Source organism: Mesorhizobium sp. B2-5-3 (assembly GCF_006441005.1).
GTDB lineage: Bacteria > Pseudomonadota > Alphaproteobacteria > Rhizobiales > Rhizobiaceae > Mesorhizobium.
On sequence record NZ_VFUS01000002.1, the window covers coordinates 479994 to 494850 of the forward strand.

At 64.0% G+C, this 14857-nt stretch carries 13 protein-coding genes; 6 read left to right on the forward strand and 7 right to left on the reverse strand.

The genetic code is table 11. The features are described 5' to 3' along the window. The first annotated feature begins 89 nt into the window (after window positions 1-89). The 3 genes from FJ867_RS06970 (at window position 90) to FJ867_RS06980 (ending at window position 2787) form a co-directional block, all read left to right on the forward strand. A complete protein-coding gene (locus FJ867_RS06970) occupies window positions 90-839 on the forward strand; it encodes an electron transfer flavoprotein subunit beta/FixA family protein (protein WP_140525441.1) in 750 nt (249 codons plus the stop codon). A gap of 20 nt (window positions 840-859) precedes the next feature. Beyond that, on the forward strand, window positions 860-1789 hold the full coding sequence (locus tag FJ867_RS06975; RefSeq protein WP_140558136.1) for an electron transfer flavoprotein subunit alpha/FixB family protein: 930 nt from the start codon (window positions 860-862) through the stop codon (window positions 1787-1789). A gap of 119 nt (window positions 1790-1908) precedes the next feature. Then, window positions 1909-2787: a 3-hydroxybutyryl-CoA dehydrogenase gene (locus FJ867_RS06980; protein ID WP_140500869.1), complete on the forward strand. Its 879-nt coding sequence runs from the start codon at window positions 1909-1911 to the stop codon at window positions 2785-2787. 34 nt (window positions 2788-2821) lie between these two features. Here the strand turns inward: FJ867_RS06980 and FJ867_RS06985 are convergent, their stop codons facing one another. From FJ867_RS06985 to FJ867_RS06995, 3 genes are all read right to left on the reverse strand, one after another. Next, the gene (locus FJ867_RS06985; RefSeq protein ID WP_224655978.1) at window positions 2822-4717 is read right to left on the reverse strand and encodes a PAS domain S-box protein; all 1896 of its coding nucleotides are present in this window, start codon (window positions 4715-4717) and stop codon (window positions 2822-2824) included. Window positions 4718-4957: 240 nt separating this feature from the next. Beyond that, entirely contained in the window at window positions 4958-5596 is a 639-nt protein-coding gene (locus tag FJ867_RS06990) for an NrsF family protein (protein ID WP_140500813.1), read from the reverse strand. Between the two features lies 1 nt (window position 5597). Then, on the reverse strand, window positions 5598-6149 hold the full coding sequence (locus FJ867_RS06995; RefSeq protein WP_140500812.1) for a sigma-70 family RNA polymerase sigma factor: 552 nt from the start codon (window positions 6147-6149) through the stop codon (window positions 5598-5600). Window positions 6150-6446: 297 nt separating this feature from the next. Here FJ867_RS06995 and FJ867_RS07000 point away from each other — a divergent pair, with 297 nt between their 5' ends. The 3 genes from FJ867_RS07000 (at window position 6447) to FJ867_RS07010 (ending at window position 10282) form a co-directional block, all read left to right on the forward strand. Further along, window positions 6447-7454 (forward strand): iron ABC transporter substrate-binding protein, encoded by a 1008-nt coding sequence (locus tag FJ867_RS07000; RefSeq protein WP_140513868.1) that lies wholly within the window; start codon window positions 6447-6449, stop codon window positions 7452-7454. A 168-nt stretch (window positions 7455-7622) separates the two neighbouring features. Beyond that, the gene (locus FJ867_RS07005) at window positions 7623-9203 is read left to right on the forward strand and encodes an iron ABC transporter permease (protein ID WP_181165391.1); all 1581 of its coding nucleotides are present in this window, start codon (window positions 7623-7625) and stop codon (window positions 9201-9203) included. Beyond that, window positions 9200-10282, forward strand: a complete 1083-nt coding sequence (locus FJ867_RS07010) for an ABC transporter ATP-binding protein (RefSeq protein ID WP_140816864.1) — start codon at window positions 9200-9202, stop codon at window positions 10280-10282. The genes FJ867_RS07005 and FJ867_RS07010 overlap by 4 nt, the downstream gene beginning before the upstream one ends. 38 nt (window positions 10283-10320) lie before the next feature. Here FJ867_RS07010 and FJ867_RS07015 read toward each other — a convergent pair whose 3' ends face one another. The 4 genes from FJ867_RS07015 to ugpB all read right to left on the reverse strand — a co-directional run bounded on the left by FJ867_RS07015 (window position 10321) and on the right by ugpB (window position 14663). Continuing rightward, window positions 10321-11370: a sn-glycerol-3-phosphate import ATP-binding protein UgpC gene (locus FJ867_RS07015; RefSeq protein ID WP_140500808.1), complete on the reverse strand. Its 1050-nt coding sequence runs from the start codon at window positions 11368-11370 to the stop codon at window positions 10321-10323. 7 nt (window positions 11371-11377) lie between these two features. Beyond that, window positions 11378-12226, reverse strand: a complete 849-nt coding sequence (ugpE, locus tag FJ867_RS07020) for a sn-glycerol-3-phosphate ABC transporter permease UgpE (protein ID WP_140816866.1) — start codon at window positions 12224-12226, stop codon at window positions 11378-11380. An 8-nt stretch (window positions 12227-12234) separates the two neighbouring features. Beyond that, window positions 12235-13119, reverse strand: coding sequence for a sn-glycerol-3-phosphate ABC transporter permease UgpA (gene ugpA, locus FJ867_RS07025; RefSeq protein WP_140513871.1), 885 nt, complete (start codon window positions 13117-13119; stop codon window positions 12235-12237). A gap of 239 nt (window positions 13120-13358) precedes the next feature. Continuing rightward, window positions 13359-14663, reverse strand: coding sequence for a sn-glycerol-3-phosphate ABC transporter substrate-binding protein UgpB (ugpB, locus tag FJ867_RS07035; RefSeq protein ID WP_140633277.1), 1305 nt, complete (start codon window positions 14661-14663; stop codon window positions 13359-13361). Window positions 14664-14857 lie beyond the last annotated feature (194 nt).

A 14857-nucleotide genomic window follows, 5' to 3' on the forward strand; every position in this document is an offset into this window, starting at 1 on the left:
TTCCATCCGGAATGTCGGCTTTCGACAACTCTGACAGGGTTCACGCTGGTATAGCGCGCCCCAACTATCTCAAGAGAGGTGACAGGAAAATGAAGATCCTTGTGCCCGTGAAGCGGGTTGTGGATGCGAACGTGAAGGTTCGCGTCAAGGCTGACGGTTCGGCGGTGGAATTGGCCAACGTCAAGATGGCGATGAACCCATTCGACGAGATCGCGGTGGAAGAGGCGATCCGGCTCAAGGAAGCCGGCAAGGCCGAAGAGATCATCGTCGTGTCGATCGGCCCGCAGCAGGCGCAGGAGACGCTTCGCACCGCGCTCGCGATGGGCGCCGACCGCGCCATCCTGGTCAAGACCGACGAGCAGACAGAGCCACTGGGCGTCGCCAAGGTGCTGAAGGGCGTGGTCGAGGCCGAGCAGCCCGGCCTTGTCATCCTCGGCAAGCAGGCGATCGACGATGATTCCAACCAGACCGGCCAGATGCTCGCAGCCCTTCTCGGCTGGGCGCAGGGCACGTTTGCTTCCAAGGTGGTGCTGGAGGGCGACAAGGCCAGGGTGACGCGCGAGGTCGACGGCGGCTTGCAGACGGTTGAGCTGAAGATGCCCGCGATCGTCACTGCCGACCTTCGCCTCAACCAGCCGCGCTATGCATCGCTGCCCAACATCATGAAGGCCAAGAAGAAGCCGCTCGACGAGAAGAGCCCGGCCGACTACGGCGCCGACGTCAAGCCGCGGCTGAAGGTCATCAAGACCGAAGAGCCGGGCGGCCGCAAGGCGGGCGTCAAGGTCAAGAGCGTCGCCGAGCTCATCGACAAGCTGAAGAACGAAGCCGGCGTGCTCTGAGATCGGAAGGAACAGATAAAATGACCATTCTCCTCATCGCCGAACACGACAACGCTACCCTTTCCGACCAGACCGCCAAGGCGCTGTCGGCCGCGCTGCAGATCGGCTCGGACGTGCATGTGCTGGTGGCCGGCAAGGGCGCCAAGGGCGCAGCCGACGCCGCCGCCAAGCTGAAGGGCGTGAGCAAGGTGCTGCTCGCCGAAGCCGACGAGCTTGCCGAGCGTCTCGCCGAGCCGACCGCGGCGCTCGTCGTGTCGCTGGCCGGCTCCTATGACACCATCGTCGCGCCGGCAACCTCGTCGGGCAAGAACGTCGCGCCGCGCGTGGCCGCTTTGCTCGACGTGGCGCAGGTCTCCGAGATCATCGAAGTGGTCTCGCCGGACACCTTCAAGCGGCCGATCTATGCCGGCAACGCCATCCAGACGGTACAGTCGACCGATGCCAAGAAGGTCATTACCGTGCGCACCGCCTCCTTCCAGGCGGCGCCCGAGGGCGGTTCGGCCGCTGTCGAAACCGTCAGCGCTGCGGCCAATCCGGGCCTCTCCTCCTTTGTCGAGAACAAGCTGTCGGAGACCGACCGTCCGGAACTGACCTCGGCCAAGATCATCATCTCGGGCGGCCGCGCGCTCGGCTCCTCGGAGAAGTTCCAGGAGGTCATCCTGCCGGTCGCCGACAAACTCGGCGCTGCCGTCGGCGCATCCCGCGCCGCCGTCGATGCCGGTTATGCGCCGAATGACTGGCAGGTCGGCCAGACCGGCAAGGTCGTCGCCCCCGACCTCTACATCGCCGTCGGCATCTCCGGCGCCATCCAGCACCTCGCCGGCATGAAGGATTCGAAGGTCATCGTCGCCATCAACAAGGACGAGGAAGCGCCGATCTTCCAGGTTGCCGACTATGGCCTCGTCGGCGATCTGTTCGTTGTCCTGCCGGAGTTGCAGAAGGCGCTTTGACGCCCTGCCGCAAAGCGTATTAAATTGTGAGGGGTGGGGTAGACGAAGTCGCCCCACCCTTTTAGTTTGCACCGCACAAAAAGCAGGCCGCAAAGGCCTTTTTCGACGGGATCGGTGTAATGAGCAAGATCGAAACGATCGGCATCATCGGCGCGGGCCAGATGGGCGGCGGCATCGCCCATGTCTCCGCGCTTTCGGGCTACAAGGTGCTGATCTACGATATATCGCCCGACCGTATCGAGAAGGGCATCGCCACTGTCAGCGGCAACATGGCCCGCCAGGTGGGGTCCGGCAAGCTCGACGAGAAGCTCCGCAATCAGGCGATGGCGCGCATCGCGGCGGCGCCATCCATGGCCGATCTCGCCGGTGCCGACCTGGTCATCGAGGCGGCGACCGAGGACGAGACGGTCAAGCGCAAGATCTACGCCCAGCTTTGTCCGCAGCTCAATCCCGAGGCCATACTGGCGACCAATACCTCGTCGATCTCGATCACGCGGCTAGCCGCGCAGACTGACCGCCCCGAGCGCTTCATCGGCATCCACTTCATGAATCCGGTTCCCCTGATGAAGCTGGTCGAACTGGTGCGCGGCATCGCCACCGAGGACCAGACCTTCGAGGCGGCGAAGACCTATGTGAAGCAGCTCGACAAGACGATCACGGTCTCGGAGGATTTTCCGGCCTTCATCGTGAACCGCATCCTTTTGCCGATGATCAACGAAGCGATTTACACGCTTTATGAAGGCGTCGGCACGGTCGATGCGATCGACACCGCCATGCGGCTCGGCGCCAACCATCCGATGGGGCCGCTGCAGCTGGCCGATTTCATCGGCCTGGACACCTGCCTGTCAATCATGCAGGTGCTGCATGACGGCCTGTCGGATTCGAAGTACCGCCCCTGCCCGTTGCTGGTCAAATATGTCGAGGCCGGCTGGCTCGGCCGCAAGACCGGCCGCGGCTTCTACGATTATCGCGGCGAGCATCCGGTTCCGACACGCTGACCCGCCAGACTGATCACGGCCTGGCCGCGCGGGTTTACGACGCGGCGGCCAGGGGCGTGGGCGTCTCGATTTCGACCCTGTCGTCCTTCGCATCGGTCTCCGGCGCCATGGACACGCATCCGCGACCGGCAGCCTTGGCCACGTAGCAGGCGGCGTCTGCCCTGGCGATGATCTCGTCGACCGCGCCGCAATCTGCGTTGATAGGAGCCAGTCCGATGCTGGCGCCGATCGAATGAGGACGGCCTTCCCAGGTGAAGTCGAGGCCCTGTATCGCATCGATGATGGATCGCGCCGCGATTCTGGCCCCGGCAGCCGAGCCCGACTTCAGAATGACCGCGAATTCGTCGCCGCCCAGACGCGCGACCATGTCCTGCGGACCAAGCACGCCACGCACGGCCTCGGCAACGCGCTTGAGCAATGCGTCTCCCGCCGCGTGGCCGCCTGTGTCGTTGACCAGTTTGAAATGATCGAGGTCGATGAACATGAACTGATGTCCGATCCCCTCCTTGCGGGCCTGATCGACCAGTTCTTCCATGGCGCGGATGAAACTCGCGCGGTTGGCAAGGCCGGTCAGCGCATCATGCGCGGCGGCGTGGGCAAGCTGGCGCTGCAGCGCCCGCGCATCGGTGAAGTCCTGAAAGACGATGACCAGTCCGCAGAATTCGTTGCGTTCGTTCATGATCGGCGACACGACCTGCCGGATGCTGCAGCGCGTCTCGTCGCGCCGGATGAGGACGGCGCGGCTGTTCTGGTCATCGGCTCCCTGGCCGCCGATCGCAGGCCGCGCCACGCCGATCCTGTGGCCGGTCTCCTCGTCGACCGCCCAATAGACATGGCCGAGCGTCTTGCCGAGGGCATCATTGCAAGAGACACCGGTCAGCTTTTCGGCGACAGGATTCATGAAGGTGACGCGGTTGGCGGCATCGGTGCAGATGACGGCATCGCCGATCGACTGGAGCGTCACTTTGAGGCGCTCCTTTTCGTCGGCCAGCATGGCCGCCGACACGGCGAGGCGCTCCTCCGCCTGCTTGCGCCGGGTGATGTCGGTCAGGCTGCCTATCGCCCTGATCAGCCGCCCCTCTTCGTCGCGCTCGATCGCCTTGCCGCGGTCGAGGAACCAGAGCCAGCGGCCATCCTTGTGGCGCATCCTGAATTCGGCCTCGAAGAACGGCGTGCGGCCTTCGAGATGGGCGCGGTCCGCCTCGGCCACGGCTTCGCGATCGTCGGGATGTATCATCGCCAGCCAGTGATCGGGGTCACCGTCGAGTTCCCCGTCGGCATAACCCAGCATCTTGACCCAGGTCGAGGAATAGTTGGTGCCGCCCCTGCGCTTGTCGAAGTCCCAGACGCCCTGGCCGGCGCCGGCCAACGCAAAGTTCCAGCGCGTTTCGGCCTCGGCGATCCGCGCCTCGGCCTGTTTGCGCGCATCGATGTCCTCTATCTGCGAGACGAGATACAGCGGCCGGCCGCTATTCCCGTCGCGAATGACGGAGCCGGCCAGCCGGGCCCAGACGGGCGTGCCGTCCTTCTTGAGATAGCGCTTCTCGAAATGAAAGGAATCGATCTTGCCGGCCTTCAGGTCTTCCATCGTCTCCCGCCCGATCTCCAGATCGTCGGCATGCGTGAGCTGGAAGAAGGTCAACGCCTCGATCTCGTCGCGGCGGTAGTCGAGCATGGCAGCGAAAGCCGGGTTGGCCTCAAGAATGCGCCCGTCGAGGCCGACGATGGCGACGCCGATGGAGGAATCCTCCATGGCACGGCGGAAGCGCTGCTCGCTCTCGGCGATCTGGCGGCGGTCCTTGCGGATGACGCGCGCGAACATGCAGGCCAGGAGAAGTGCGCCGGCTGCCACACCGACCGACGCCTGCACACATAATTCGAGCGTCTCGGCGCCGGGATCCAGCCGCGACAGCAGGATCGATGCCGTCATCGCCGCTGTCCCGCCCACGAGCAGAGCCAACCCCGCACGTCTGTGCGGCGCCGGCCCGATGATCCTTCGCATTGCCACGATTTGTACCACCCCGTGGGCAATCGCATTTCCCGTGAAAATCCTGACGGATCGATTTTAAGGAAAGGTTGCGTCGGGTATCGGCGATGCCGCCGGCCGGCAAACATTTGCCGGCATGATTAAGGATCGGTATGCGCGCGGGATGCAGCAGCGGGCGTCGCGCTACCAGCGCACGAAAAACCGGCCGCCGAGCGCGCCGAGCAGCGCCAGCGCGGCGATCGCGATCGTATACCAGGTGGCGACGAAAAGCGGCGAATCATCAAAGCAATGCGCGGCATAGAAGGTTGCCGCCAGCCCGCCGGCGAGCAGGCCCGCGGCCGTGCCGGCCAGCACCGGCCGTGTCGGCGCGCCATAGCGCAGCATCCACAGGAAGATGGCCAGTGGGCCGATGCCGATCAGCGGGATGAGCCCCATGCAGACCATCATGTTGGAACCGACGAGGCGCCTGCCCCAGTCGGCCTCGGGCACGGCGTAAAGCTCCAGCACCACGGCCACTGCCACGAGCACGGGCGCAGCCGCCATCCAGGCCGCCGCCTTGCCTGTCGATGCTCCCGGTGTCGACAATGCCCTGACGAAGGCGAAGGCGCTGGCGGCGAGCACGATGGTGAACAGGAACTTCGAAAGAAAGCGCATCGTATGTGCGGCAGCCATGAAGTCGGGGCGCGGACCGATCGTCATCATGAAAACCGCGCCCGCGATCACGGCGGCCACGCCGGCAGCCAGCCACCAGGCCGAGCGCAGCGGCATCGCCTTGCTGCGGGCGTCGGCATCAAGCGCCTTGATGAGATCCTCGGTCCTCATGTCATTCCCGCCCAAACCGCCCCTGCCCGAACCGCTTGGCAATGGCTGCAAGTCCGCGATGCAAGGAAACCCGCACCGCTGTTTCGCTGATGCCGAACTTGGCTGCCGTGTCGCCGATCGAGCGCCCCTCCACCGACACGGACGACACCACGGAGCGCTGTGCCGGCGGCAGGCCGTCGAGCGCCCGGCTGATGTCGCGTTCGCTGACGGTTTCCGTTTCCGGCTCGGCGAAGGTTTCGGCAATATCGTCGACATCGATCTCGATGCGCCGTCCGCGCCGCCGGAACGCGTCGATCAACTTGAAGCGCGCGATGGCATAGACCCAGGGCAGCACAGGTGCGTCCTGGCGCCAGGTGTGCCGTTTCACATGAATGGCCAGCAAGGTTTCCTGCACGACATCCTCGGGATCGACCCCGCCTTTGACGATCTTGCGCCTGGCAAAACCGCGAACCAGAGCGGCCGTCCGGTGCAGAAAGTCGGCATAGGCCCTTTCATCTCCCGCGATCGCGGCTCGCATCAGCCGGGAAAGCTCGGCCTCGTCCTTGCCGCTCACAAGAGTTCACTCCCCGATCTTCGCGCCTCGGCGCTGATTTGTTACGTGGCCGGCGAAATAATGTCCAAGGCAAACTACCGGCAAGTCACGAAAGATTGCGGGCGAACGCGAACTTGGGCTCGTCGACGGCGACTGTGTCCTGGACCGTCGGTCGCGCGCGGCCATCACGCGGAATTGTCCGCCTGGCATGGGCCTATGCCGCCAGCGGCCGATTGAAGCAGGCCAAAAATGTTGACTACACCTGTCATGTATCGATAGGTGCTGCGTGCCAGTTCAACGAGATCGAGGACGACGCCCATGAAATACGCTCTTTCCACCCTTGCCGGCGCCGCGGTGGTGGCGGTCAGCCTGATGGCTGGCCAGGCGATGGCTGAGGATACAGGCATCATCGTCTACAATGCCCAGCACGAGAGCCTCGCCAAGGAATGGGCCGACGGCTTCACCAAGGAAACCGGCATCAAGGTCACGCTGCGCAATGGCGGCGACAGCGATTTCTCCAACCAGATCGTCGCGGAGGGCACCGCCTCGCCCGCCGACGTGTTCCTGACCGAGAATTCGCCGGCCATGGTGCTGGTCGAGAATGCCGGCCTGTTCGCGCCGGTCGACGCCGACACACTGGCGCAGGTTCCGCAGGATTATCAGGCAGCGAGCGGCAAATGGGTCGGCGTTGCCGCCCGCAGCACCGTCTTTGCCTACAATACCACCAAGCTCAAGGCCGACCAGTTGCCCAAGTCGCTGCTCGACCTTGCCGATCCGAGCTGGAAAGGCCGCTGGGCCGCCTCGCCGTCGGGCGCCGATTTCCAGGCTATCGTCAGCGCGCTGCTGCAGCTCAAGGGCGAAGCCGCGACGGCGGACTGGCTGAAGGCGATGAAGCAGAATTTCACCGCCTATAAGGGCAACAGCACCGTGATGAAGGCGGTCAACGCCGGCGAGATCGAAGGCGGCGTGATCTATCACTACTACTACTTCGGCGATCAGGCCAAGACCGGCGAGAACAGCAAGAACGTTGCGCTGCATTATTTCAAGAACCAGGATCCGGGCGCCTTCGTCTCGACCTCCGGCGGTGGCGTGCTGGCTTCGAGCAAGCATCCCAAGGAAGCCCAGGCTTTCCTGAAGTGGGTGACCGGCAAGGGCGGCCAGGACGTGCTGAAGAACGGAACGTCCTTCGAATACGCGGTCGGCAAGGGCGCAGAGTCCAATCCGAAGCTGGTGCCGCTGGCCGACCTGCAGGCGCCGAAGATCGATGCCGCGACGCTGAACTCCAAGAAGGCCACCGACCTGATGACGGCGGCCGGCTTGCTTTAGTTGCCGTTCGTCCTAATAAGGACACCGGCCGTGCTCCCGCGGGAATTCCGCGGGAGCGTTTTGTTTTTTCGAGATGGCATTCGTCGATGACGACACGCTGTATTCCCGACCATGATCGTGGTCTTTCGATTGCCGCCGCCGGGCGGCAAGGGCGCGAAGTCTGAGCCGATGCAGTTCGCGGCCGACATTGCAAGCCCGGGCCTGCCGCCGAGGACGCGCCGCAGGGCGCGCCGGCGCGCTGCGTCATGGATCGTTGCCGCCGCTATCTTCGTTTCGCTGCTGGCCCTGCTGCCGCTTGCCTTCATCGTCTGGGTCGCCGTGCAGACCGGTTGGGAAACCGTCTCGGCGCTGGTTTTCCGGCCGCGTGTCGGCGAGCTTCTGGCCAACACCGTCCTGCTTGTCGCGCTCGCCGTGCCGATCGCCATCATCCTGTCGGTGGCGCTGGCCTGGCTGACCGAACGCAGCGACCTGCCCGGCGCCCGGCTGTGGGCCTGGCTATGCGTGGCGCCGCTCGCCATTCCCGCCTTCGTGCACAGCTATGCCTGGATCACCATGGTGCCCGGGCTGCATGGCTTGTGGGCCGGCGTGCTCGTCTCTGTCATAGCGTATTTCCCGTTCCTTTATCTGCCGGTATCGGCGGCCCTGCGCCGGCTCGATCCGGCGCTCGAAGACGCCGCGGCCGCACTCGGCCTTGGTCCCTGGCGTGTGTTCTGGCGCGTCGTGCTGCCGCAGCTCAGGCTTGCCATCTGTGGCGGCGCATTGCTGGTCGGCCTGCACCTGTTGGCCGAATACGGCCTTTACGTCTTCATCCGCTTCGACACCTTCACCACGGCGATCGTCGACCAGTTCCAATCGACCTTCAACGGGCCGGCCGCGAATATGCTGGCCGGCGTGCTGGTGAGCTGCTGCTTCGTGCTGCTCGGGCTGGAGGTGCTGGTGCGCGGGGAAGAGCGCTATGCCCGCGTCGGTTCGGGCGCCGCGCGCCACCAACAGCGCGCGCCGCTCGGCCGGGCGACCGTGCCTTGCCTGCTGCTGCTTGCCGCCACCACGCTTCTGGCGCTCGGCGTACCGTTCGTCACCATCGGACGCTGGCTTGCCGCCGGCGGCGCCGAGGTCTGGCGGCTCGACGAGATCGGCCTGGCGCTCGGCCAGACGTTGTTCCTGGCGCTCGCCGGCGCGCTGCTCGCCACAGTCGCCGCCATGCCGATGGCCTGGATCTCGATCCGCGCGCCGGGGCCTCTGCAGCGCTTGCTGGAGGGCTGCAACTACATCGTCGGATCGCTGCCCGGGGTCGTGATCGCACTGGCGCTGGTCACCATCACCGTGCGCATCGCCCTGCCGCTCTATCAGACCCTGTTCACCATCCTGGTTGCCTATGCCTTGATGTTCCTGCCCCGCGCCCTGATCAGCCTGCGGGCGTCGATCGCGCAGGCGCCGGTCGAGCTCGAGCGCGCCGCGTCCAGCCTCGGGCGGTCGCCGCTCCATGCATTGTGGTCGACGACGATCCGCCTGTCGGCGCCGGGTGCCGCCGCCGGCATGGCGCTGGTGGCGCTCGGCATCATGAACGAGCTGACCGCGACCCAGATGCTGGCGCCGAACGGCACCCGCACGCTGGCGATGGCATTCTGGTCCTACAGCGGCGAGATCGACTACGCTTCGGCAGCACCTTACGCCTTCATCATGGTGGCGATGTCGCTGCCCCTGACCTGGCTGCTCTATGTCCAGTCAAAACGGATGGCAGGACGATGAGCTTTCTCGAACTCAGGGGCTTGCACAAGCATTACGGCCCGGTCGCGGCGCTTGCCGGCATCGATCTCGACGTCGCCGGCGGCAGCCGCACGGCCATCGTCGGGCCGTCCGGCTGCGGCAAGACCACCTTGCTGCGGCTGATCGCCGGTTTCGAGGCGCCCGACCAGGGCAGCATTGTGCTTGACGGAAAGATGCTGGCCGACAGCGGCGGCGCCGTTCCGGCGCACCGCCGCGGTATCGGCCTGGTTGCACAGGACGGCGCCCTGTTTCCGCACCTGACGATTCGCGACAATATCGGTTTCGGGATGGACCGCCGGCTGGACAAGCGATCCGAGCGCATTGTCGAGCTCGCCTATATAGTGGGGCTGGACAAGGCGATCCTGAAGCGCCGCCCGCACGAACTCTCCGGCGGTCAGCAGCAACGCGTGGCGCTCGCCCGCGCCATGGCGATGAAGCCGCGGCTGATGCTGCTCGACGAACCGTTCTCGGCGCTCGACACCGGCCTGCGCGCCTCCATGCGCAAAGCCGTGGCGGAACTGCTCGAAGCCGCCGGCATCACCACCATCCTGGTGACGCACGATCAGGCCGAGGCGCTGTCCTTCGCCAGCCAGGTCGCTGTGATGCGCGAGGGCCGATTCTCGCAGGTCGGCACGCCGCGCGAACTTTATCTCAAGCCGAAGGACAGGATGATTGCCGAGTTCCTTGGCGACGCCATCATCCTGCCGGCGAAGATAGCGGGTGGTTTCGCCACGTCGCCGCTTGGCCGCATCGCCGTGGATACATCGGACAGCCGCGATGTCGCCCGCATCATGTTGCGGCCGGAGCAGATCGGACTGAAGCGGACATCGCGCGAGGGCATGTCGGGCACGCCGGACATGCTGTTTGGCGAGGTAACGGAATCCGAATTCGCCGGCTCGACCTGCACGGTCGCGGTGCGGTTGCTCAACAGCCCCGACCCGCCGGACGCCGCCGCCATCGGCAGTACGCCGCTGATCCTGCGCAAGTCCGGCATGGACGCGCCGGCGGTCGGTGAGATCGTCCGGCTCACCGTGTCGGGACAGGCGCATGTATTCGCCTAACCGGCCGACGGTTCGCTGATCAGCATGCAAGATTGGCGTCAGTCGACCCTCTTTGCAGCCTGATCGAACCAGTGAAGTTTCTCGGCCTTGGCCACGACGCGCAACTGGTCGCCGGGCTTGGCTGTTGCGCGCGCGGCCACACGCACGACGATGCGGTCGCCTCCTGCCGCACAGTGAAGAAAGCTGTCCGCTCCCACCGGCTCGACCGCCTCCACCATTGTCGGCAGCACGAGCGCGCCGGACGGTGCCTCGGCCGCGAAAGTGACATCGGCATCCTCGGGGCGGAAGCCAAGCGTGACGGCATTCGCAGGCGCAAAGTCGCTCGTCTTGCTGCCGGTCAGCGCCGGACCCGAAAGGGACAGAAGATTCATCGGCGGTGCGCCGATGAAAGAGGCGACGAACGTCGAGGCCGGCTTTTCGTAAATGTCGAGTGGCGCGCCCGCCTGCTCGACCAATCCGCCATTCATGACGACAAGGATGTCGGCCAACGTCATCGCTTCCAACTGGTCATGGGTGACGTAGACCGAGGTGACACCGAGCGAGCGCTGCAAGTTCTTGATTTCGACCCGCATCTGGCCGCGCAGCTTGGCATCGAGATTGGAGAGTGGCTCGTCGAACAGGAAGACTTTCGGATTGCGCACGATGGCGCGGCCCATGGCGACGCGCTGGCGTTGACCGCCTGAAAGCTCGCGCGGGCGCCGGTCAAGCAGCGCTGAAAGCTCCAGCACCTTGGCGGTCGAACGAACCCTGCTGTCGATCTCATCCTTGGGCGTACCGCGATTGCGTAGCCCGTAAGCCATGTTGTCGTAGACTTTCATATGCGGATAGAGCGCATAGTTTTGGAACACCATGGCGATGTCGCGCTCGGTCGGGCCGATCGTGTTGACGATCTTGCCGTCGATAGCGACCGTGCCGGAAGAAATGGTCTCCAGCCCGGCGATCATCCTCAAAAGCGTGGACTTGCCGCAGCCGGACGGCCCGACCAGCACACAGAGTTCCTTGTCGGGAATGGCAATGGAGACGCCCTTCACGGCTTCCACGCCGCCGGCATAGACTTTCTTCACGTCCCTCAGATCGACCGTCGCCATCGGCTTCTCACTTTTCGGTGTCGACCAGTCCGCGCACGAACCAGCGCTGCATCAGCACCACGACCAGGATTGGCGGCAAGATTGCCAGGATCGCCGTGACCATGATCAAATGCCATTGGGTGTCGGCATCGGCGAAGGAGACCATCTTCTTCAGTGCGATGACGATGGTGTTCATATCGTTGCTGTTGGTGACCAGCAGCGGCCACAGATACTGGGTCCAGCCGTAGATGAAAAGAATGACGAACAGCGCCGCGATATTTGTGCGCGACAATGGCAACAGGATATCGAAAAAGAACCGCCATGGGCCGGCGCCGTCGACGCGCGCCGCCTCGACCAGTTCGCCCGGGATGGTCATGAAGAACTGGCGGAACAACAGCGTTGCGGTGGCCGAGGCGATCAGCGGGATGATCAGTCCGGCATAAGTGTCGATCATACCGAGATCGACCATTATCTTGTAGGTCGGCAGGATGCGCACCTCGACGGGAAGCATCAGGGTGATGAAGATCAGCCAGAAGAACGTCATGCGCAGCGGAAAACGGAAGAAGACGATCGCATAGGCCGACAGGATCGAGATGAATATCTTTCCGACCGCGACGCCGAGCGCCATGATCGTGGAGTTGAGGAGCAGCCTGCCGACGGCGAGCCCGCCGATGCGGCCGACGCCGCCGAACAGCGCCTCGCCGTAATTGTTCCAGAACTCGCTGCCCGGCCGGAAAGGCAGTGGCGGCCTAAGGATGGTTTGCAGCGTCTGCGTCGAGGCAACGAAAGTGTAGTAGATCGGAAAGGCCACGATCAGTATGCCGAGGATGAGCACGGCATGTGCAAGGAAAATGCGAAACGGGGATTGACCGATCATCGCGCTCCTCAGCCGTAATGAACCTTCCGTTCCACGTAGCGGAACTGGATGGCGGTGAGCGCGATGACGATGACCATCAGGATGACCGACTGCGCCGCCGAATCGCCGAGGATCAGATTGACGAAGCCGTCATTGTAGACCTTGTAGACCAGTGTCTCGGTGGCCTTGCCCGGCCCGCCGCCGGTGACGGCGTGGACGATGCCGAACGTGTCGAACAGCGCATAGACGGTATTGACGACCAAAAGGAAAAACGTCGTCGGCGCCAAAAGCGGGAAGACGATGGTCCAGAAGCGCTTGGTTTCGCCGGCGCCGTCGATCGCCGCCGCCTCGATCAGCGTTTTCGGCACCGCCTGCAGCCCGGCGACGAAGAACAGGAAATTATAGCTGATCTGCTTCCAGGCGGCCGCCGCCACCAGAAGGATCATGGCGTCGGTGCCGTTGAGCAGCGGATCCCAGGCGACGCCCAAACGTCTCAGCAGATAAGACAGCGAGCCGATCGATGGATTGAACAGGAACAGCCACAGCATGCCTGCAATCGCCGGCGCCACCGCGTAGGGCCAGATCATCAGCGTGCGGTAGAGGCCTTTGCCGCGCACCACCTTTTCCGCCATCACGGCAAGGAGCAGCGCCACGCCCATGGCAACGATCACGGTCGCGAGCGAAAACACCACTGTGACCTTGATCGAGTTGAGATAGGCCGGGTCGGCAAGCACCTTGCGGAAATTGGCAAACCAGACGAACCTGCTCCTCAGCCCGAACGGGTCCTGCCTCAGCATCGACTGGTAGAGCGCCTGCCCGGCCGGCCAGTAGAAGAACACCAGCGTGATGGCAAGTTGCGGCGCCACCAGGAGGTATGGCAAGACTTTGTTGGGAAAGACGACGCGCGGGGTCAATGCGCCGCTCCGGCGTGGAAAGCCGAGCGGCACTCTACGGCGCTCACCGCTGCCCTGCCGGGCATCTCCCCCTCTTGGAGGAAGATTGGCAGTTCCTGCGGCAGCTGCCATTCTCCAGCTTTGACAATCGCCGAAAACGGTCGCGACAGCCAGTCTCCCCCCTTCAGGGGGAGATGCCCGGCAGGGCAGAGGGGGGCCTCGTAGAGCAAGGACTATAACTCGATAGGTTCGGACGCGCCCTAATTCCCCAGCGCTTCCTTGATCGCCGCGTTGCCACGCGTGACCGCATTGTCGAGCGCCTGCTGGGCGGTTTCCTGGCCGGCAAGCATCTTTTCGAACTCCTCGTTCTGGATGTCGCGCACCTGCGGCAAGTTCGGCAACCGCACGCCCTTCGAATTGTCGGTCGGCGCCTTGCCCGTCATCTGCAGGATCGGCGTCTCGCGACCGGGATTCTTGTCGTAGAAGCCGGACTTTTTCGTCGCCTCATAGGCGGCGAGCGTCACCGGCAGGTATCCCGATTTCTGGTGCAGATATTCCTGCACATCGGTCTTGGACAGATAGGCGAAGAAAGCCGCGACGCCTTTGTACTCCTCGTCGGACTTGCCGCCGAAGACCCAAAGGCTGGCACCGCCCGGCGTCGTGTTCTGCGGCGCGCCCTTGGCGTCGCTGTCATAGGGCAACTGGCCAATGCCGTAGTTCATGCCCGACTTGACGATGTCGCCTAGGCCGCCCGAGGATTCGGTGAAGATGCCGCATTCGCCGGCGAGGAATATCTGCTTGGCTTCGGAGGTGCGCCCGCCATATTTGAAGGTGCCGTCCTTGGCCAGATCGGCGAGCGCCTGGAAATGTTTGACGAAGATCGGCGAGTTGATCTTGAGTTCGACATCACCGCCGGCCAGGCCATTCTGCTGCGTGGCCCACGGCACATCGTTCCACGCCGCGAAGTTTTCCAGGTGTATCCAGGTCAGCCAGGTCGAGGTGTAGCCGCAAGCGGCGGCGCCGCTCGCCTTGATCTTTTTGGCATCCTCCCACACCTCGTTCCAGGTCTTGGGTGGGTTGTTCACATCGAGCCCCGCCTTCTGGAAGATGTCCTTGTTGTAGTAGAGGATCGGCGAGGAGGAGTTGTAGGGGAAGGACAGCATGGTGCCGTCCGGCGTCGAATAATAACCGACGATGCCTGGCAGATACTGGCTCTTGTCAAAGTCCATCCCGGCGCCGGTCAGCACCTCGGCCACTGGCTTGATCGCGTCCCGGGCCGCCATCATCACGCCGGTGCCGACATCGAACACCTGGATGATGTCAGGCGACTGGCCGGCGCGATAGGCGGCGATGCCGGCATTCAGCGTTTCGGGATAGGTGCCCTTGAAAACCGGAACAATCTGATAGTCGCCCTGGCTGGCGTTGAAATCCTTGGAAATCTTGTCGACGACCTCTGCGTTGGCGCCGGTCATGGCGTGCCACCAGCTGATCTGCGTGACGGCGAAGGCGGAGGTTGTGGAAAGCAGGGTCACGGCGACACCGGCCGCGAAGCCAAAGAACTTCATGTTTCGTCTCCCGTTCTCATTGCTTGTCATTGGCGAAAGGGGCACTCCCGCAATGGCACTATGTGTCGTTCGCGCGCAGCGGACAACGGTTTTGTTGCGGGCAGGCGCACTTCATGTCCGGCTAAAGTAGCGTTCACTTCCGGATGAAAGTGACCCGGAAAAGGATTGCATAGCGGCTTGCTGCTTGAATTGAT

Coding starts and splice junctions, on each gene's coding strand:
- FJ867_RS06970 (WP_140525441.1), top strand. CDS start 90: ATGAAGATCCTTGTGCCCGTGAAGCGGGTTGTGGATGCGAACGTGAAG.
- FJ867_RS06975 (WP_140558136.1), top strand. CDS start 860: ATGACCATTCTCCTCATCGCCGAACACGACAACGCTACCCTTTCCGAC.
- FJ867_RS06980 (WP_140500869.1), top strand. CDS start 1,909: ATGAGCAAGATCGAAACGATCGGCATCATCGGCGCGGGCCAGATGGGC.
- FJ867_RS06985 (WP_224655978.1), bottom strand. CDS start 4,717: ATGACGGCATCGATCCTGCTGTCGCGGCTGGATCCCGGCGCCGAGACG.
- FJ867_RS06990 (WP_140500813.1), bottom strand. CDS start 5,596: ATGAGGACCGAGGATCTCATCAAGGCGCTTGATGCCGACGCCCGCAGC.
- FJ867_RS07000 (WP_140513868.1), top strand. CDS start 6,447: ATGAAATACGCTCTTTCCACCCTTGCCGGCGCCGCGGTGGTGGCGGTC.
- FJ867_RS07005 (WP_181165391.1), top strand. CDS start 7,623: ATGCAGTTCGCGGCCGACATTGCAAGCCCGGGCCTGCCGCCGAGGACG.
- FJ867_RS07010 (WP_140816864.1), top strand. CDS start 9,200: ATGAGCTTTCTCGAACTCAGGGGCTTGCACAAGCATTACGGCCCGGTC.
- FJ867_RS07015 (WP_140500808.1), bottom strand. CDS start 11,370: ATGGCGACGGTCGATCTGAGGGACGTGAAGAAAGTCTATGCCGGCGGC.
- ugpE (WP_140816866.1), bottom strand. CDS start 12,226: ATGATCGGTCAATCCCCGTTTCGCATTTTCCTTGCACATGCCGTGCTC.
- ugpB (WP_140633277.1), bottom strand. CDS start 14,663: ATGAAGTTCTTTGGCTTCGCGGCCGGTGTCGCCGTGACCCTGCTTTCC.